The sequence below is a fragment of the Corallococcus sp. CA041A genome (genome assembly GCF_003612075.1).
Lineage (GTDB): Bacteria > Myxococcota > Myxococcia > Myxococcales > Myxococcaceae > Corallococcus > Corallococcus exiguus.
This window is the reverse complement of the sequence record NZ_RAWF01000197.1, coordinates 1-18,683: the sequence shown is the minus strand read 5'-3', so window position 1 is coordinate 18,683 and position 18,683 is coordinate 1. Positions and strand designations below refer to the sequence as shown.

The following is an 18,683-nucleotide window of genomic DNA, read 5'->3' as shown; positions in this document are numbered from 1 at the left end:
GGCAGGGCAGGGGTTGGTGCGGGGCCTGGCGGCGGGCCTCCACGAGGAGCTGGCGACGAATCCGAAGGCCTCTGGAGAAGCGCTGGGCGCAACCCTGGCGACGCTCGCCGAGCGCACCGCGGCGGCGACTGTCCGGGGAGCGGGGGGCGCGCTCACGCAGGAGGAACTCCGCTGGCGAGAGGCGCCATGCAATCAGGACCTGGTGCGGCGCACGAGCCGGGAGATCACGGCCGGAGCGCTGGAGGCCCTGGGGGAGCAGCTACGACGGCCCCTGAGGGTGCTTGCTGGTGCGGGCGGTGCGCTCATCGCGCTGACAGTGCTGTCGTCTCGTTGGCGCCACGCGTGAGACACGACGCTTCGCTGCGGAGTGTGACTCCGGGCTGCAAGCCATCGAGAATGTCCGGATGGGTTGCTGGTGATGGATACCAAGACGCTCGTCGAACAGTTCGCACACCATGTGGCGGCACAAGGCGACTGCATCCGGGACGGTGACTCCAGGAAGGGCAACAAGCACGCCCGGAAGTACGGGGCTGCATTGGAGGCGCTGCTTTCGCAGGGAGATGCCGGACGGGAGGCGCTTTCTGTCCTGCTGAAGCATCCCCGTGTGAACGTGCGGGGCATGACAGCATCATTCCTGCTGCGTTACCGAACGGAGGAGTCGAAAGCGGCTCTGGAAGCCATCGCCGCGGAGGGTGGTCTGGCGGCCATTGGCGCCACCTTGAATCTCCAGCGCTGGGCCGAAGGCACCTGGTCGCTCGACCCTGGGTGAGCGGGCGCCAGGCTGTTGCGCTGCCCGGGACCTTGGTCCCTGTCCACTCCCTCGCCACCTTCCTTCCATGGACGGGTTCGAGAACGCCTTCGCGCTGCTCCTGGATGGCAGCGGAGGTGCGCGCTCGCTCACCCTGGAGGAGACGCGGAGCTGGCGGGCTTCGGAGGGCATGCTCTGGGTCCACCTGCCTCCGGACCTGCCGGACCTGCCCCGCGTGCTGGAGGCCGTCTTCCACCTGCCTCCCCGGGTGCGCGAACCGCTCCTGGCCGACACGGGCCGCGTGCGCATCGACGTGCTCAACGAGAACGAGCTCGTCCTGCTCCTGCTGCATCCGGACTCCGCTCCCACGAACGTGTCGTCACCGCGTCAGCTGCGCGCGTGGATGACGGCGGACCGCTGCGTCACCGTGGCGCCCACGAATCAGCCCGCCATCGTGGCCGTCCGCGAACAGCTCGCCCATGGCCGGGGGCCTCGGGGCACGGACCTCTTCCTCTCCTTCGCCACCGCCGCGCTCTCCACCGCCGCGCTGCGCACCACCGAACTGGACGACACGTTGTCGGGCCTGGAGACCCGCTTCGAGGAGCGCCGCGACGACGCCATCGAGGTGCCGACGGACCTGCGCCGGTTGCGCCGCACCCTCGTGGAACAGCGCCGCTTCGTCTCCCTGGCCCGCGACGCCATCCTGCGCGTCAGCCTGCTCACCGTGGAGTGGGTCCGCGCCCAGGAACTGGAGCTGCGCCAGATGGCCGAGCGGGCCAGCGGCGCCCTCAAGGAGATGGACGCCCTGGTGGAGCGCGCCCGCATCCTCCACGAGGACGTCAGGGCCCGGTCGGACGCCCGCAGCCAGCGCATCCTCTACATGCTCACCATCATCTCCGGCGTCTTCCTGCCCCTGTCCTTCATCACCGGCCTGCTGGGCGTCAACGTAGGCGGCATTCCCGGCGCGCAGTGGCGCGGCTCGTTCCTGCTGCTGGTGCTCGTGCTCGTCGTCCTCGCCGCCGCGGAGTGGCGCGCCCTGCGCCGCCGCGAACTCGTGTGACAGCAGGCACGGTCCCGCGTCAGCGGACATCCCCGTGCGACCCTCGTTCCGTGGCGACCTCCTCCACTTCCTCACCAGCTTCATCCCCGGGCGCGGCACAGGCAGGGGGAGGACTTGATGGCGGGAGTCCGAACGCGCTGCTTGCTGCTTGGACTCATGGGGGGCCTGTGCCGCGCCGTTTCCCCCTTCGTCAGACGTCGCCTCCTCACGGACGGCCGGGCCCAGCGGGCCCTCCTCCCGCGCCCTCCACGCCGCGTTGTGGAGTGACTCCTTCGTTCCCAACCTCATGTCTGGGATTGCACCGGACAGGAGGCGACCTTGATGCGACGCATGTGGAAGGGCCCGGCCTGCCTGCCGTGGGCGCTGGCGCTGCTGGTCGCCATCCCCCTCCAGGCACTGGCGGCGGATCCGCTGCCGTCCTGGAATGACGGCCCGGTGAAGCAGTCCATCCTCGCCTTCGTCACCCGCGCCACCACCGAGGGCGGCCCCGGTTACATCCCCCCGGAGGAGCGCATCGCCACCTTCGACAACGACGGCACGCTCTGGCAGGAGAAGCCCGTCGTGCAGGGCGCCTTCCTGTTGGAGCAGGTCAAGGCGGCCGTGAAGGAGGACGCGTCGCTCGCGAAGCGGCAGCCCTTCAAGGCCGTGCTGGAAGGGGACGTGGCCCTGCTGTCCTCCATGGAGGAGCCCCAGTTGATGGAGTTGTTCGCCGCCACCTACGGGGGCAAGACACCGGATGAGCTCGCCCGCGAGGCCCGCGCCTTCTTCCAGACCGCACGCCACCCGAAGCTGGGTGTGCCCTACACGCAGCTTGCCTACGCACCCATGCTGGAGTTGCTCCAGTACCTGCGCGCCAACGGCTTCCAGACGTGGATCTCCTCGGGCGGTGGCACGGACTTCATGCGCGTCGTCTCCGAGGGCACCTACGGCATCCCGCCCCAGCAGGTCATCGGCAGCAGCCTGAAAGAGAAGTTCGACGAGGGGAACGGCCACCCGGTGCTGCGGCGCGAGGCCCGCCTGGACCACCTCAATGACAAGGCCGGCAAGCCGGTGGGAATCGAGCAGCACATCGGGAGGCGGCCGGTGTTCGCGGCGGGCAACGTGCGGTCGGGCGGCGACATCCAGATGCTCCAGTACACGAAGGAGCAGCCGCGCCCCGGCTTCTCGTTGCTCATCAACCACGACGACGCGGAGCGCGAGTTCGCCTACCAGGAGAAGAACGGCGCGTCACTGAAGGCCGCGCGCGAGGACGGCTGGACCGTGGTCAGCATGCGCCAGGACTGGAAGCGCATCTTCCCGGAGGAGGGACGGTGATGGACGCCTTGCACACCTTCATCGGGCTGATGATTTCGACCTTCATCGTCGCGCTCGGATTGTCGCAGGGCCTGTCGTGGCACCTGGCGGACCTGGGCCGGGGTGTGCGCGATCCGGCGTTCGCGCGGGGGCTGGGGGTGTGCCTCGTCGGCGTGCCCTTGCTGTCCCTCATCGTGGTGAAGGTGCTGCCAGTGCCGCCTGTCGCGGCCGGCGTCATCTCGCTGATGGCGTTCTGCCCGGGGCTGCCCATGGCGCTCAACGTCGTGTCCAAGCAGAAGGGCAACCTGGCGCTGACCCTGGCGCTGTCCGTCACCCTGTCGCTCGTCGCCATCGTGCTGATGCCGCTGTCCCTGAAGCTGTTGGAGCGGCTGTTCCCGGTGGCCATCCAGTCGCCACCGTACGGCGTGCTCCTGGGCAGGGTCATCCTCCCGTTCCTCGTGCCCTTCGCGATCGGCATCGGCTTCCAGAAGGTGGCGCCCGGCTGGGCGCACCGGCTGCGCAAGCCGGTGAAGCTCTACTTCAATGTCGCCCTGTCCGTGGCCGCGCTGGCGTTGGTCGTGGCCAGCTTCCCGCTGTTGAAGCGCCTCAGCTTCTGGGCGATCGTCGCGATGGTGGTGGTGACGCTGGGGGCCACGGCCCTGGGACACGTGGCCGGCCGGCCCCGGCCCGGGGACCGCACGGCGCTGGCCATCTCCGCCGTCTTCGGCAACCCCGCCTTCGCCTTCTGCCTGGGCGGCAGCACCTATCCCATGAAGAGCCTGCTGGGCGTCATGGGGCTGTACCTCTTCATCCGCACCGTGGCCCTGATTCCGTACCTGCTCTGGAACCAGCGCCACCAGGCGTCCGAGCGCGGCGGCGGGCCGTCAATGCCGTCGGGCAGGCGGGCCTCCGCGGGCACGTGAGCCCTTCCCTGTCGTGAAGCCGATGCGCGCAACGCACCCCGGTGGGTGATGCCGCGGGGCCCGAGGGCCTCCACCCTTCCTTGCGTCCAGGAGGCCAGGAGGCACGGGGGAAGGGCCATGAAGCGCACCGCGGTCACGGCCGTCCATGTCCTGAGCCGGTTCCTCCCGGGTGTCGAGCAGGCGCGGACCTATGAGCGGCGGTGGCTGCGCGCGGACCTCCTGTCCGCGCTCACCGTGGGCGCGATGCTCATCCCCCAGGGACTGGCCTACGCGCAGATTGTCGGCGTGCGCCCCGCGGCGGGCCTGTACGCGGGCGTCTTCGCGATGTTGGCCTACGCGCTGTTCGGTCCGTCGCGCCACCTGCTGCTGGGGCCGGAGGCAGGCGCGGCCATCCTCACCGCGACGGCGCTGGGCCCCATGGTGGCGGGCGGCGGGCCGGAGCGGCTGGCATCCCTGGCGGCACTCCTCGCGTTGATGGTGGGCGGGGTGAGCCTCCTGGGTGGACTGTGCCGCGCGGGGGCGCTGGCGGACTTCCTGTCGCGGCCCATCCTCATCGGCTACGTCAACGGCGCGGCGCTCATCATCATTGGCAGCCAGCTGGCCCGGATGTTCGGGCTGGAGCGCAAGTCGAACGAGTTCGCGGGGCAGCTGCACGAGGTGGCGGCGAACATGGGCCGCACGCATGTGCCCACGCTGGTGTTGGGACTGGGCATCGTCGCGGCGCTGGTGGCCATGCGCCGCTTCCTGCCGCGCTGGCCCGCGCCGCTGGTGATGGTGGTGCTCACCACGTGGGTGACCTGGGCGTTCCAGCTGGAGCACGGCGGCGTGAAGGTGGTGGGGCCCATCGCCGCGGCGGCGCCCGCCTTCGGCCTTCCCTCGTGGCGCTTCGAGGACGTGCGCACGCTCCTTCCGGCGGCCTTCAGCATCGCGCTGGTGAACTACGCCAGCTCCGTGCTCACGGGCCGCATCTACGCGGACCGCTTCGGCTACCGGCTGGACACCCATCAGGAGTTCTTCGGCCAGGCGGCGGCCAACCTGCTCTCCGGCCTCACGCAGGGCTTCCCCGTGACGGGCAGTGACTCGCGCACGGCGGTCAACGCGTCCATGAAGGGGCGCACGCAGCTGGTCGGCGTGGTCGCGACCGTGGTGGTGCTGGGGTTCTCGCTGTTCTTCACGCCGCTGCTGGCGAAGCTGCCCCTGGTGACGCTGGGGGCCATCGTCATCGTCGCGGCGGTGTACCTGCTGGAGGTGAAGCCCATCCTCCGGCTCTGGCGCGTGCGGCCGGTGGAGGCGGTGCTCGCGGTGGTGACGATGCTGGGCGTGCTCTTCCTGGGCATCCTCCAGGGCATACTCATCGCGGTGGCGCTGGCGCTGGTGGACCTCATCCGCCGCGCGGCGCACCCGCACGACGCAGTGCTGGGCGAGCGCGAGGGCATGCCCGGCTGGCACGACGTGGAGGGCCACGCGGACGCGGAGACGATTCCTGGCCTCGTCGTCTACCGCTTCGACGCGCCCCTCTTCTTCGCCAACGCCCGCTTCCTGCGTGAACAGGTGCGCCGGCTGGTGGCCGACTCGCGCCTCCCGGTGCAGTGGTTCGTGCTGGACGCGTCCTCCGTGTTCGACCTGGACATCACCGCCGCCGAGAGCCTGGAGACGGTTCGCTACGAGCTCACGGACGAAGGCATCGTCTTCGCGGTGGCCCAGGCGCGCGCGCCGATGCGCCGGGTGCTGAAGCGCTCGGGGCTGGCCGCGCGGATTGGCGAGGACCGGCTCTATCCCACCGTGGGCGCGGCCGTTCGCGCCTACCTCGAATCGCGAGACGACGCGCGGACCGCAGTGGGCGGCGAGCCCGTCTCCTCGCCACAGGTGCACTGACGCCATGACGCCAATCCAATCCAGGGCCCTAGGTGGCGCCGTGACGGGCGCGGTGCTGGGACTGCTCGTGTCCGCGACGGCGCTGGCGCAGGACGCGCACTACACCACGCGGCAGTTCGGCAACCGGGCGTGGCTGCTGGGCGGCTCCTTCGTGGGCAACCCGAACGACATCAGCGCCGTCTATTACAACCCCGGCGCGCTCGCGCTCCTGGGCGCGCCGGAGTTGGAGCTGACCGGCAGCGTGTGGGAATACGTGCGCGTGAGCGTGAAGGACGGGCAGGGCACGGGGCAAGACCTGACCGACTCCAACGTGGACGTGCTGCCGTCGTTGATCGCCGGCTCGCTGCGCTTCGGGTTCCTGGGGAAGTCCCGGATGGCCTACTCGCTGCTCACGCGCCAGGGCTTCTCCTACAGCCTGCAGTCGCGAGGCACGCGGCTGGGCACGGACCTGGCCGGGGTGCAGGGCCTGGACCTGCTGTCCACGGACGTGCGCCTGGACCAGACCGTGAGCGAGTTCTGGACGGGCCTCTCCTGGGCCTACCCCGTCACGGAGCACCTGGGCCTGGGGCTGACGCCGTTCGTCGCGACCCGGCGTCAGGAGCTGCGCTTCCAGACGCTGGCGCAGGGCTCCGGTGCCGCCGGCCAGCAGCTGCTGGCGACCCTGGGCCGCGACCTGGAGTTCGACCACGTCCGGGTGTTGTTGAAGGTGGGCGCCAGCTACCAGCGCGGCCCCTGGGCCGTGGGGCTCGCCGTGACGACGCCGAGCCTGGCGCTGTGGGGCCGGGGCTCGGTGGGGTACGAGCGCGCCGTCCAATCCCAGGGAGTGGACTCGAACGCTCCCGCGCCCGTGTTCAACTTCCAGGAGGACCTGCCGGCGCACTTCCGCAACTCCTGGTCCGCGGCGTTCGGGGTCAGCCGGAGCTTCGGCGAGTCGACCGCGGTGTACGCGTCCCTGGAGGGCTACGCGCGCGTCTCGTCCCTCTCCCTGGTGGACGCCGAGCCCATCGTGCCGCGCGGCACCACCGAGACCATCAACGGCGGCTACGACTTCGCGCTCAAGCCCTTGCTGAACGGGGCGCTGGGCGTGGAGCAGGCGCTGGGGGAGCGGGTGCGGGTGTATCTGAGCGGTCACACGGACTTCAGCGCGTTGGATTCGACGCCGGGGACGAACGCGCTGCTCGGCGGCTGGGACCTGTACCACGTCGCCTCGGGCATCCACTTCTTGCTGGGCCGCTCACGCTTCACGCTGGGCGGCAACCTGGCGTGGGGAAGCAAGCAGACCGACCGCCTCGCGGAAACGTTCCAGCAACTGGGCCTGTCCGCCCCCATGCGCACCCTGGACGTCCGCTACTTCCAGGCCACGCTGCTGATCGGCGCCAGCTTCTCGTTCAAGGACACGCAGGCCACCAGCGGCAAGGGCAGCGTGGACGAAGCCCCCAAGGCGGATTCCCCATGACGCGGGAGCACGGCGGCGCGGTGGACGAGGATGCTGCCTCCGCCTTCCTGCTGGACCTGGCGAAGGCGCTGCACCTGGCCTACCAGCCGTCGCTGCTGGTGGAAGCGCGCGTGCGCCAGGTGGCGAAGGCGTGGGGAATGGACGTGCAGGTCTTCACGCTCCAGAGCCTGGCGATGACGGAGGTGGTGTCATCGCGGCGCCCGCACGTGGTCTTCGAGAGGCTGCCCTTCACCCCGCACTGGAATCTGGGCCGGGCCGCGGCGCTCCTACGGCTGTCGGATGCCATCTCCGAAGGGCACGTGCGACTGCCCGAGGCCCGCGCGGAGCTGGACCGCATCCTGACCCCGCACGCGCCGTATCCCGAGTGGCTCGTGTTCGTGGCCTACGGCGTCTACGGCGCGGCGGTGGCGGCGCGAGTGGGCGGGGCGTGGTGGGAGATGCTCGCGGCCTTCTTCGTGGGCCTCAGCGCGGGTGTCATCCACTTCGGCACGCTGAACTCGCATCGGGTGGACTTGCAGAAGAGCTTCCTCGCCGCGTTCCTGGGGACGCTGGTGGCGCTCGGGCTCACGCTCCTCCTGCCGCCCTTCAACGCCGTGCGGGCGCTGTTCGGCGGGGTGACGCTGCTGGTGCCCGCGATGGTGGTGACGCTGGGCTCGCTGGAGCTGGCCCTGGAGGCGGTGGAGGCGGGCCTGTCCCGGCTCATGTACGGCCTCTTGCGCTTCCTGATGCTGGGAGTGGGCATCGCGGCGGCGGGGACGCTCTGGCGCTTCGGCGGGCCGCTGCCGTCGCACTTCGAGCAGCACGCGCTGCCGCTGCTCCTGACGTTCATCGTGGTGGCGGTGGGCGGGGTGGCGCTGTCGGTGTGCATGTCCGGGCGGCCGCGCGACGTGGCGTGGATTGTCGGCGGCGTGCTGCTCGCCTACGGGACGCAGGAGCTGACGAAGATGCTGTTCGGGGACCGGGGCAGCCCGCTGGTGTCCGCGTTCGTGCTGGGCGTGGCGGGGTTGCTCTACGGGCGCGGGAAGGAGCGGATGCCCATGACGGTCATCATGCCGGGGATGTTGCAGCTGGCGCCGGGCTTCATCGGCACGGAAGCCATCGTCGCGCTGCTCGGAGCGGGCACCGCGGGCGCGCAGGACCCCCGGTTGTTCAACGTGCTGCTGGTGGCGCTCCAGTTGGTGCTGGGGCTGATGTTCGCCACGGTCGTGGTGCCGCCGCGCGACCTCGTGGACCGCGGCTCGCCGGTTCCTCCCAGCGCTGGCAGCGCGTAGCGGCTACGGGCGCACGATGCAGCGGAACCCGATGTGGCTGGCGCCGCTGTCCACGGCCTGGGGCGAGCGCGCGGCGGGGCGGTAGCGGCGGCAGTAGTTGGGCGCGCACAGGTGGCTGCCTCCCTTGAGGACGCGGCGCGGGATGGTGATGGCGGGCGTGAAGGGGTCCTGGCTGCCCTTCGCGGTGGAGGGGCCGCGCGGGTTGACGGGGATGCAGCACGCCTTGCCTTTGTTGCCCTGGTGGCGCTCCTGGTACCAGTCGGCGGTCCATTCCCAGACGTTGCCGGCCATCTCATGCAGGCCGTAGCCATTGGGCGGGAAGGCGCCGACGGAGCAGGTGCCGTCGTGGCCGTCCTCGCGGAGGTTCTGCCACGGGAAGTAGCCCTGCCAGGTGTTGGCCAGGTGTTCGCCGTTCGGGGTGAACTCATTGCCCCAGCAGAACTCGTTGCGGTCCAGTCCGCCGCGAGCAGCGCGCTCCCACTCCGCCTCGGTGGGGAGCGTCTTGCCGGCCCAGGTGGCAAAGGCCTCCGCGTCTTCATAGGCGATGTGGACGACGGGGTGGGCGCGGCGGTGTTTCACGGAGGAGCGGCGGCCTTCGGGGTGTTTCCAGCAGGCCTCGGGGACATAGCTCCACCAGTTGGCCACGTTGCCCAGGTCCACGGGGCCCTGGGCCTTTCGAAAGACGAGCGAGCCGGGGACGAGCGTCTCCGGTGTAGCGCCGGGGTAGTCCGCGGGATTGAGCGGGCGCTGGGCGACGGTGACGTAGCCGGTGGCTTCGACAAAGCGGGCGAACTGTTCGTTCGTCACGGTGAAGCGGTCCATCCAGAAGCCTGAGACGGTCACCTGATGAGCGGGGGCCTCTTCGGGATAGTGGTGGTCGGAGCCCATCCAGTACGTGCCACCGGGAATCCAAACCATGTCCGGGAAAGGAGCACGGCCGGGGCGCGCGGCGGTGTCAGTGGGCTCCACGTCGGCAGTGGCGTCGAGGCTGTCATTCCGGTGCATGGCTTGAAGTCCTCCAACGGAGAACATCCGGCCCGGTGGGCGGAATGACACTCGCACCAGAGGCCGGGTAGGGTGTCAGCACGTTGACGCGCGTGTTGGAGCATGGATGGCCAGCAATATCCGAGACCGGAAGCCAGCCCTGTCCAGCGCTCTTGGCGCATGGGTTCTGCTTGCCGCCGCTGTCGCTGGCGGATGCTCCCATGCCCAGAAGCCAGAGCGGCGTGTCTATCTCATCGCGGAAGACGCAGGTGGAGTCGGCGGCGCCGGCGGACGCGACTGTGATGCCGAGCATGTCGCGTGCTTCGACCGATGCTGGAACACCGCTCCTCCGCTGACGAGCATCAAGTGGGGCTCTGGCAAGCACCACGAGTACTGCACGGAGGAGTGCCGCGCACGTTACATGGACTGCATCGAGGACGTGGCGCGGGCGTCACGGAAGAGCGATGTCTCGGAACTTCGGTTTTCGAATCTCGACGGTGCGCTGAATTGGTTGAGGACGCACCGAACGGAGTTGGTGATTGGGACGGTCGTCATCATCGGGGGCGTGGCGTTCGTCGTCGCCACTGGCGGAACAGGAGCGTTGATTCTCGCGCCACTTGCGCTCTAGTGATCGCGGACAGGACGAGGCCATGACTGCATCCGAAAAGTTCGAGATGGAATCGACGCTGAAAATCCTGGATGCCGTGAGCAAGAGCCATCCGCCCGGTTCCAAGGAAGAGGCTGCTGTCCAACTGGCGGCTGTCGCGTTGCTCTACCTCCGCCGCATCAAGAAACTGGATGGGTTCCTCGAATATCACCAGGAGTTCTCTGACTCCTCGGTGCATGTCCCCATCGCGAGAGACTTCGCGACCCAGACGGATGCCGACTCGTGGTTGGCCAGTGGAGAAGCCGTCGATGGTGCAATTGTCAGGATTGACGGCTGGGGCTTCCAGGTCATCCAGTTGCCCAAGGGCCTGAAGTTCCTCCGGACGCCCCTCCCGGATGAACTGGGACCTCCAGGACCGAAGTAGCGGGGCCGCACCGCCACCGTCGTCGATGTTCCGTCCGACGGTGGCGGTGGGTTGGGCTAATGGTGCGACTGCTGGAAGCGGTGGATGAAGTGCTCCACGTCATCGGCCAGGGACATGACCTGGTCGCTGATGCTGGGCTCCTCCTTCTTCTTGCGCGCCTCCTCCATCTGCTGTTTCACGCGCGCCTTCATCGGCCCGATGCTCAGGCTGCCCGGGGCCTGGCTGGGCAGGAACTCGATGAGGCTCTCCGCGAACTGCTTCACCAGCATCTGTGCCGGGACGAACGTGAACATGCGCTCGCCGTACCAGGATGTGTACAGGCCGGAGTGGGGCCCGTACTCGAACGGGTCCGAGCGCAGGTTGATGAGGTAGGGCCACGATGGGTTGAAGCGCTTGCCGCTGAACCACATGTCCGGGCCTTCGCCGTCCTGGTAGCTGAAGATGATCTTCCAGTCCTTGAACCGGACCGCCGCCAGGTCGCCGCTGTCGAGGACGTAGATGAACTCGTTCCGGCGGCCCTCCTCCGTGCCGGCCAGGAGCCCGTTCTGGTCATACCCGTCCAGGTGGACCCGGAAGGTCTTGGGCCCCACCTTGTGGCCGTGCTTGCACTTCTCCACCAGGTCCGTGGGGCCGCCCGCCGCCGCCACCATCGTGGGCATCCAGTCCTCGTGCGCGAAGATGTCGTTGATGACGCGCCCCGGCTCCACCACGCCCGGCCAGCGCACCAGGCACGGCACCCGCACGCCCCCCTCCCACGTGGAGCCCTTCTCCCCGCGGAACGGGCTGTTGCCACCGTCCGGCCAGCCCATCTTCTCCACGCCGTTGTCGGTGGAGAACACGACCAGCGTGTTGTCCGCGATGCCCAGCTCATCCAGCTTGGCCAGGAGCACCCCGACGATGTCGTCCAGCTCCCGCATCGCGTCCGCGTAGAGGCCGTAGCCCGTGGCGTTCCGGTACTTCTCCTGGAGGAACGTCCAGACGTGCGTGCGCGTGGTGTTGTGCCAGAGGAAGAACGGCTTGCCGTCCTTCACGGCACGATCCATGAAGTCCAGCGACCCCTTCAGGAACTCACCGTCCACGGTCTCCATGCGCTTGGTGGTGAGCGGACCGGTGTCCTCGATGCGCTGGCTGCCCACGATGCCCCAGCGCGGCTCCTCGGTGACGTCCTTGCGGTTCGTGGCCCAGCTGTGCAGCACGCCGCGAGGCCCGAAGTGGGCCTTGAAGGACGGGTCCTTGGGGTAGTCCGGGCACTCCGGCTCGTTCTCCGCGTTGAGGTGGTAGAGGTTGCCGAAGAACTCGTCGAAGCCGTGGTTGGTGGGCAGGTAGGGATTGGAGTCGCCCAGGTGGTTCTTGCCGAACTGGCCGCAGGTGTACCCCAGCGGCTTGAGCATCTCCGCGATGGTGGGGTCGGAGTCCTGCAGGCCGTACTTCGCGCCCGGCATGCCAATGGTGGTGAGCCCCGTGCGCAGCGGGTTCATGCCGGTGATGAACGCCGCGCGGCCCGCGGTGCAGCTCTGCTGGCCGTAGCAGTCCGTCATCATCGCGCCTTGTTTCGCGATGCGGTCGATGTTGGGCGTGCGGTAGCCCATCATCCCCTGGTTGTAGGCGCTGATGTTCCAGAAGCCGATGTCATCACCCCAGATGACCAGGATGTTGGGCTTCTGCTTCGTCTGCTTCCCATGTCCGTTGCCCGAGGGCTTCGCCTTGCTTGCCATTCAAGACCTCCTGGGCACGAGGTGTTCACGGAAATGGGCTCGGGCATCGTTCCAGGAGTCGGGGGCAGGCGGGCACCCAGGCGCTCAGCGTGAGTCGCGTCCGCCGATGACAGGGAACCGCTCGTAGGCCCGCCGGAGTGCTTCGATGTGCTCGGGGTTGTCGTAGTCGAGCGGAGCCTCCGTGAGCTGGACCACCCATCCGCCAGCAGGCGTGCGCCGTGAGCGAGACAGCAGCTCCGCGTCGCGAGCAGCGTCCGGGAAACCGATGGCCTGCGCGGCGGCTTCGGACCAGTAGTTCAGCCACCCGAGGTAATGCGGGATTTCAGGTGCACGGAGTTGCTCTGTGAGTTTGAGCGCTGGAAGTCCATGAGGAGGGCTGCCTGGCTTGCGTACCGGGTCCCGGACCTGCCGTGAGGCTTGGACGGCTGCGTCGAATGGCGTCGCATGTCCCCAGTAGCCATGAGCCGCTTCCGCGACGTTCTCCAGCAGGGCAGTGGCGAGACTGGATGTTTCCAGAGGCAGTTCGGCGTGGACCTCGAGCAACGCATGGCCCCCGGGCCCAAGCCTTTCAGGCCCATCCACGCCGAAGAGTGTCACGGGGCGCCCCTCATCGTTGTTGCAGAGAAGCTGAAAGCCGCCGCCGCTCCTGGCCTTGGCGAGCCAGGCGTCTCGTTGCGGAATCCTCACGACCTGCTGCTCGTCGGAAACGGTCCAGTCCAGGCGTGTGCCAGGGAGCGCGCGTTCCACGCCAAGGGCCATCTCCAAGGGTCGACGGTCGGCACCTATCATGGCAGGCGCGTGGATGCGCACGGTCAAGGTGTTGTGCATGAAGGCCATGTCAGCACCACGTCATGAGGACGATGTTGAAGTCTGGCAACAGTGCTTCGAGGAGCTTCTTGTGGGCTTCAGTGCGGACGCCAATCGAGAACTGGAATCCGCAAGCCTCCGCGAGAGCGCGCTCGCGTTTTGCCTCATCGACCTGCTTCTGAAGCTCGGCCTGGCGAACGAACGGGCTGTAGGTCTCGATGTCGTTGGTCTTGACCTCCCACAGCATGCGCGTCGCGCCTTGAAGCCCATCGAAGTTCTTGCCGTCGACGAGTGCATCCCATCCGGAAGAGGGTTGGGGTTGAGGCTTTCGCTTGGGCAGGGAACTCTGGATGGCCACCTGTGTTTCTGGCACAGCCCGCGTCTCCTCGGGATACAGCTGGCGGAACTCGTATGCGTCCAGTGCCTCCTGAATGGCGGCAGCGACCACCACCGCGCCAATGATGAGCACTGCCCCCACGGCGATCTCAGGTGCGGCCAGGACGCAAACCCCAATTCCCAGCGCCGCCGCGTCCGCGGAGGCCACGGTGCACCGTCCCGTGGTGTCGCGAAACCGGAGCCGGTCCTGGTCGAGTTGCTGAAAACAGCGCTCCACGACCGTGGGCCACGGACGAGCTGCCTCTCTGACGACGCATTGGCCTTCATCGGTCCAGGGCAGTTTCGCTGCTCGTTGGAGATTCGAGAGACCTGGGCCGCGGGCCCCAGCGACCGTTGGCGGCGTCGTGGCGCAAGCAGAGAGCAGGACTCCCAACATGATGCCGGCATGGCAATGCATTGGAGCAAATCGTAGCCGCTTGGCTCATCGCTCCCTATCGCTCAGTGCACGGGCCCCCGCGAGTCGTCATCGGCCGGTGGATGCGGCAGGTTCCGAAGCAACTCCCGCATGCGCGTGTCCGCCTCATCCAGCCGGATGAGCAGGTCCTCCTGTCTGTGCCGCTCCTCGCCGTGCAGTGTCGCGCCCGCTTCGTCCACGCGCGAGCGCACCAGGTACAGGCCGTCCTGGATGAGGCGCCACTCCTGCCAGGCCTCGGACTCGTGGCGCGCCATCCACGCCTCCACGCCTGCATGCACGTGCGGATACACGTTCTGCCTTCCCACCTTCGCCAGCACTCCCGTGCGCTCCAGCAGCCTCTGCGCCGGTGCGTGCACGCGCGCCAGCGACAGCGTGATGCGCCGGTGGGACAGGTCCTCGTGCAGTCCCGCCAGCATGTCCGCGCCCGGCACGTCCAGGTCGTCCGTCAGCTCCAGGTCCAGCAACACCTCGCGCACCGGCACCTTCGCGTCGCGCACGCGCTTCAGCACCTCGTCCCGCAGCGACGTGGCGTTGGCGAAGAACAGCCCTTCCTCCGGACGGAAGACGTCCAGGCCGGGCAGGGTGATGGCGGAGGCTTCTCGGTGCGTGGCCGCCAGGTCCAGCGTCCCAGGCACCCGCCCCAGCTCGCTCAGGCGCGGCCGGCTGGCGCGGTACACCGTGAGGAACAGCGACAGGCCCACCGCGATGAGCAGCCCGGGCAGCACGTCGAAGGCCAGCACGCCCACGAGCGCCACCGCCGCGCTCAGGAAGTCCGCGCGGCGCAGGCGCGCCAGCCGCACCAGCTCCTTCACGTCCATCATCCCCAGGATGGCCACCACCACGATGGCCCCCAGCGTGGCCTCCGGCAGCGCGCGGAACAGGCCCGTGAGGAACAGCGCCACCAGCAGCGTCAGCCCCGCCGTCACCAGCGAGGACACCTGCGTGGTGGCCCCCGCCTGATCATTCGCGGCGGACTTGGACAGGCTGCATCCCATGCTGAAGCCCCGGAACAGACCTCCGCCCAGGTTCGCCGCGCCCAGGCCCACCAGCTCCCGGTTGGGGTCCACCTCGTAGCCGTGCTTCGCGGCGAACATGCGCGCCGGGCCAATGGCCTCCGCGAACGCCACCAGCGCGATGCCGCACGCGCCCGGCAACAGGTTCACCAGGTCGCCGAGCTTCACATCCGGAAGCTGGGGCGGCACCAGGCCCGCGGGGATGTGCCCCACGATGGCCACCCCCTTCGCATCCAGGTGCAACAGCGACGACACCGCGATGCCCAACACCAGCACCGCGAGCGCCGCAGGAATGCGCCGGGACACGCGTCCCAGGAGCAGCAAAACCGCGATGCTCGCCGCCCCCACCGCGAGCGTCAGCGCGTGCGTCTGTCCCAGGTGCGTGAGGATGTAGCCCAGCCGTTCGAAGAAGCCGCCTTTCGCGCCCTCGATGCCCAGCAGCTTGGGCACCTGCTTGATGGCGATGATGAGCGCCAGCCCGAACACGAAGCCGCTCAGCACGGAGGAGGAGAAGAACTGCGCCACGCGCCCCAGCTTCAGCACGCCCGCCAGCGCCGCCACCGCGCCCGCCATCAGCGCCAGCGCGGCCGTGAGCGCCACGAAGCGGGGCGTGCCCTGCTGCGCCATCGCGCCCACCGTGGCGGCGGAGAGCACCGACACGCTGGCGGACACCGCGATGATGAGCTGCCTCGAGCTGCCGAACAGCGCATACAACGCCAGCGCCGCCGGGGTGGAGTACAGCGCCGCCTGCGGAGGCATCCCCGCCAGCTGCGCGTAGGCCATGCCCTCCGGGATGTGCAGCGCCGTCACCGTGAGCGCGCCCACCAGGTCCTTCTTCAGGCGCGTCCCGTCATAGCCGCGCAGCGAAGCGACGAAGGGACTGACGCGGGTGAGCCATGGGGTGCGGCTCCGAGCGGTGCCCATGCGCACGAGGTGGCCACCCGAACCGACAGGAGCATCGTCCTCTCGGGGGGGCCGGCCAGCGGCGCATCCCTCTGGTCACTCAGGCGACATGCGTCATGCATGATGGTGGTCATGCCTGTCGCAGTGGCGCGAGGCTGCCGCGCATGATCACTGTCAGTGCATTCAAGTGGGTGCCGCCGTTCGCGCAGGGCGTGGTCCGTGACCTCCGGGTGAGGTGGGCGCTGGAGGAGGCGGGCCTGCCGTACGAGGCGCGGCTCATCGACCCCCAGGTGCAGAAGTCCGCGGACTACCGCGAGCAGCAGCCCTTCGGGCAGGTGCCGGTGTTCCAGGAGGACGGCCTGACGCTCTTCGAATCGGGCGCCATCGTGGTCCACATCGCGTTGAAGAGCGAAGTGCTCTTCCCCAAGGACGAGGCGGGCCGGGCGCGCGCGCTCACGTGGGTGTTCGCGGCGTTGAACTCGGTGGAGATCCACCTCCAGCAGCTCGCGGAGATCGACCTGTTCGCGCCGGATGCCCAGTGGGCGAAGCTCCACCGGCCCGAAGTGGAGGCGCGGATCCACCACCGCCTGGGCGAACTGGCCACGTCGCTGGGGAGCCGTGAGTACCTGGAGGACCGCTTCACCGCGGGCGACCTGATGATGACCACGGTGCTGCGCATCCTGCGGCACACCGAGGTGCTCGACGCGCATCCCACGCTCAAGGCCTACAAGGAACGCTGTGAGGCACGGCCTGCGTTCCAGCGCGCGCTGGCAGCGCAGATGGACGCCTTCAAGCAGCACGAGCGGCGCGAGGCCTGACGCGCGGGAAATGACGCGGCGTGTCCTGGTGGGGGATTTCACGCTATCCTGCGCTTCCCCTCCCAGGAGCGCTCCCCATGCCCCGAGGCATCTTCAAAGCAGGCTCTGGCCCCTCTCTGCCTCCGAAGCGCAAGCACGACGACCTCACCTCGCCCATCCGCAAGCCGGAGGTGGAAGGGCCCGCGGTGAAGAAGCAGCGGACCTAGGAGACCCTGCCGCAGCAGCAGGTGCGGAAGCCGCCCACGGACCCCTCCATGCATGCCGCCTACGACAAGATGGCGCATGAGGAGATGCTGAAGAATCCGAAGTACGCGGCGCTGGCGAACGACGCCTCGCAGGCGTCCGATGGCAAGACCCTCAATGTCGTCACCAAGGACCAGGTCCAGGGCGGCATGTTCTACTCGGGCCCGAAGCAGATTGGCCTGCGGCCGGACCTCACGGGCCCCAAGCGCGCTGGCGTCATGGCGTTCGAGATGACGAACGCCGCCCAGCAGAAGAAGTTCAGCAAGGTCACGGGCGACGCCTTCCAGAACGAGGTCAACGCGGCGCTGGGCAAGCCGCAAGTGGGCGGCAGCCTGCCCGCCCGGCGGGAGAACTTCGCCAAGAGCATGGAGCGCATCGAGTACGACGGCATCAAGCGCCACCATGAGGTGATGAAGGACGGCATCCAGAACCAGGGCTGGCCCAAGGAGATGGACCGGTTCGGCAAGCGGCTGGAGGGCGCGGACCCCAGCTTCGACAGCTACTGGGCGCGCCAGAACGTCCCGGACGCGAAGACGGGCAAGAGCCACTCGGACGTCTACCGCACGCAGTTCGACAACATCCACGCCAAGGCCAATGAGCTGGTGGCGAAGAGCAAGCAGCAGCAGGGCATTCCGTAGGCCCCTGGCTCCGCGCGCCGCTTCGCGCTAGGGAGGGAGTCATGTCCTCCGCTCTCCAGACCCGTCCCCGGAGTGAGCTTGCCTCCGGGCGCTTCGGCCAGACCCGCTTCATGCTCCGCCGGAAGTTCTTCAAGCTGTTCGGCGGCGCGTTCCACATCTACGACGAGGCAGGCAACGTCGCCTTCTACTCGAAGATGAAGGCCTTCAAGCTGAAGGAGGACCTGCGCGTCTACAGCGGCGAGGACATGCAGGAGGAGCTGATCACCATCCAGGCCCGCAGCATCCTGGACTTCGGCGCCACCTACGACGTCACCGACGCGGCGACGGGAGAGCGCGTGGGCGCGCTGCGCCGCAAGGCCCTGAGCTCCATCCTGCGCGACACCTGGCTCATCCTGGACGCGGACGGGCAGGAGGTGGGCAAGGTGGAGGAGGACAGCATGCTGCTGGCGCTCGTGCGGCGCTTCCTCACCAACCTCATCCCGCAGACCTTCACCGGGACCCTGGGCAGCGAGCAGGTGTTCAGCTTCCGGCAGCACTTCAACCCGTTCATCCAGAAGATCGACCTGGACTTCTCCGTGGACACGCAGCGCCGGTTGGACCGGCGTCTGGGAATCGCCGCGGCGGTGCTCCTGTGCGCGATTGAAGGCCGTCAGTCCGGCGGCTGAAGAAGCCTGGACGCGGTGAGCGGCCGGGCCCTATGTGTCCGGGCATGCAAGCCCCGTCCTCGCAGGTGCATCCGGTCCCGGTGCTCATCGTCGGAGGTGGGCTCGTGGGCCTCTCGACGGCGTTGTTCCTCGCCCATCAGGGCGTGCGCTCGCTGGTCATCGAGAAGCACGCGGGCACTTCGCTCCATCCCCGCGCACGGGGTTTCCATGCGCGCACCGTGGAGTTGTTGCGCTCCACGTGCGCGGGGGAGGAGGTGGAGGCTTGGCTGGGCAAGCTAAGCCATCCGGGGTAAATCTTTGCATACCCAACGAGTGCGGGCAGAGGAGATGAGACGTCGGAAGCCTCCTGGGCGGCCCAACTGCGCCAGGAGGTGGACGGCAGCAGCGTAGAAGTCCTCCCGCCGCTTCGTCAGCATGCGGCTGAAGTAC

General features: G+C 68.6%; 19 protein-coding genes and 1 pseudogene. 15 read left to right on the top strand and 5 right to left on the bottom strand.

All coding sequences use genetic code 11. The features are described 5' to 3' along the window. The 8 genes and pseudogenes from D7V77_RS29380 to D7V77_RS29345 all read left to right on the top strand — a co-directional run. Nucleotides 1–346 (top strand): annotated as a pseudogene (locus D7V77_RS29380) (hypothetical protein); the annotation flags it as partial. Nucleotides 347–418: 72 nt separating this feature from the next. Further along, the gene (locus D7V77_RS29375) at nt 419–769 is read left to right on the top strand and encodes a DUF2019 domain-containing protein (RefSeq protein WP_120579608.1); all 351 of its coding nucleotides are present in this window, start codon (nt 419–421) and stop codon (nt 767–769) included. 67 nt (nt 770–836) lie between these two features. Further along, a complete protein-coding gene (locus D7V77_RS29370) occupies nt 837–1,808 on the top strand; it encodes a CorA family divalent cation transporter (protein WP_120579605.1) in 972 nt (323 codons plus the stop codon). 321 nt (nt 1,809–2,129) lie between these two features. Further along, nucleotides 2,130–3,122, top strand: coding sequence for an HAD family phosphatase (locus D7V77_RS29365; protein ID WP_120579604.1), 993 nt, complete (start codon nt 2,130–2,132; stop codon nt 3,120–3,122). Further along, nucleotides 3,122–4,024 carry a bile acid:sodium symporter family protein gene (locus tag D7V77_RS29360; protein WP_120579603.1) on the top strand — a complete coding sequence of 301 codons (903 nt, stop codon included), beginning with the start codon at nt 3,122–3,124 and terminating at the stop codon, nt 4,022–4,024. The genes D7V77_RS29365 and D7V77_RS29360 overlap by 1 nt, the downstream gene beginning before the upstream one ends. A gap of 117 nt (nt 4,025–4,141) precedes the next feature. Further along, nucleotides 4,142–5,899: a SulP family inorganic anion transporter gene (locus D7V77_RS29355; RefSeq protein WP_120579602.1), complete on the top strand. Its 1,758-nt coding sequence runs from the start codon at nt 4,142–4,144 to the stop codon at nt 5,897–5,899. Between the two features lie 4 nt (nt 5,900–5,903). Continuing rightward, the gene (locus tag D7V77_RS29350) at nt 5,904–7,355 is read left to right on the top strand and encodes a hypothetical protein (protein ID WP_147452199.1); all 1,452 of its coding nucleotides are present in this window, start codon (nt 5,904–5,906) and stop codon (nt 7,353–7,355) included. After that, nucleotides 7,352–8,626, top strand: coding sequence for a threonine/serine exporter ThrE family protein (locus D7V77_RS29345; RefSeq protein ID WP_120579600.1), 1,275 nt, complete (start codon nt 7,352–7,354; stop codon nt 8,624–8,626). The genes D7V77_RS29350 and D7V77_RS29345 overlap by 4 nt, the downstream gene beginning before the upstream one ends. Before the next feature lie 3 nt (nt 8,627–8,629). Here the strand turns inward: D7V77_RS29345 and D7V77_RS29340 are convergent, their stop codons facing one another. After that, a complete protein-coding gene (locus D7V77_RS29340) occupies nt 8,630–9,631 on the bottom strand; it encodes a formylglycine-generating enzyme family protein (RefSeq protein ID WP_120579599.1) in 1,002 nt (333 codons plus the stop codon). 106 nt (nt 9,632–9,737) lie between these two features. On the opposite strand from D7V77_RS29340, the gene D7V77_RS45005 reads away from it, so the two are divergent. Both D7V77_RS45005 and D7V77_RS29330 read left to right on the top strand, forming a co-directional pair. Then, the gene (locus tag D7V77_RS45005) at nt 9,738–10,238 is read left to right on the top strand and encodes a hypothetical protein (RefSeq protein WP_233597319.1); all 501 of its coding nucleotides are present in this window, start codon (nt 9,738–9,740) and stop codon (nt 10,236–10,238) included. Between the two features lie 22 nt (nt 10,239–10,260). Then, complete coding sequence (locus D7V77_RS29330; RefSeq protein ID WP_120579597.1) at nt 10,261–10,641, top strand: hypothetical protein; 381 nt, start codon at nt 10,261–10,263, stop codon at nt 10,639–10,641. Nucleotides 10,642–10,697: 56 nt separating this feature from the next. Here D7V77_RS29330 and D7V77_RS29325 read toward each other — a convergent pair whose 3' ends face one another. From D7V77_RS29325 to D7V77_RS29310, 4 genes are all read right to left on the bottom strand, one after another. Next, a complete protein-coding gene (locus tag D7V77_RS29325) occupies nt 10,698–12,356 on the bottom strand; it encodes an arylsulfatase (protein ID WP_120579596.1) in 1,659 nt (552 codons plus the stop codon). Between the two features lie 84 nt (nt 12,357–12,440). After that, the gene (locus tag D7V77_RS29320) at nt 12,441–13,193 is read right to left on the bottom strand and encodes a DUF5953 family protein (RefSeq protein ID WP_120579595.1); all 753 of its coding nucleotides are present in this window, start codon (nt 13,191–13,193) and stop codon (nt 12,441–12,443) included. A gap of 1 nt (nt 13,194) precedes the next feature. After that, nucleotides 13,195–13,707, bottom strand: a complete 513-nt coding sequence (locus tag D7V77_RS29315) for a DUF6310 domain-containing protein (RefSeq protein ID WP_346728605.1) — start codon at nt 13,705–13,707, stop codon at nt 13,195–13,197. A gap of 290 nt (nt 13,708–13,997) precedes the next feature. After that, the gene (locus D7V77_RS29310; protein ID WP_120579607.1) at nt 13,998–15,911 is read right to left on the bottom strand and encodes a SulP family inorganic anion transporter; all 1,914 of its coding nucleotides are present in this window, start codon (nt 15,909–15,911) and stop codon (nt 13,998–14,000) included. A 143-nt stretch (nt 15,912–16,054) separates the two neighbouring features. On the opposite strand from D7V77_RS29310, the gene D7V77_RS29305 reads away from it, so the two are divergent. The 5 genes from D7V77_RS29305 (at nt 16,055) to D7V77_RS29290 (ending at nt 18,547) form a co-directional block, all read left to right on the top strand. Beyond that, nucleotides 16,055–16,708, top strand: a complete 654-nt coding sequence (locus tag D7V77_RS29305) for a glutathione S-transferase family protein (protein WP_120579593.1) — start codon at nt 16,055–16,057, stop codon at nt 16,706–16,708. Between the two features lie 77 nt (nt 16,709–16,785). Further along, nucleotides 16,786–16,914 (top strand): hypothetical protein, encoded by a 129-nt coding sequence (locus D7V77_RS45590; protein ID WP_255424679.1) that lies wholly within the window; start codon nt 16,786–16,788, stop codon nt 16,912–16,914. Between the two features lie 48 nt (nt 16,915–16,962). Further along, nucleotides 16,963–17,589: a hypothetical protein gene (locus D7V77_RS29300; protein ID WP_147452198.1), complete on the top strand. Its 627-nt coding sequence runs from the start codon at nt 16,963–16,965 to the stop codon at nt 17,587–17,589. Between the two features lie 41 nt (nt 17,590–17,630). Further along, a complete protein-coding gene (locus D7V77_RS29295; RefSeq protein ID WP_120579591.1) occupies nt 17,631–18,254 on the top strand; it encodes a hypothetical protein in 624 nt (207 codons plus the stop codon). 44 nt (nt 18,255–18,298) lie between these two features. Further along, entirely contained in the window at nt 18,299–18,547 is a 249-nt protein-coding gene (locus tag D7V77_RS29290; protein ID WP_120579606.1) for an FAD-dependent oxidoreductase, read from the top strand. Nucleotides 18,548–18,683: the final 136 nt, after the last annotated feature.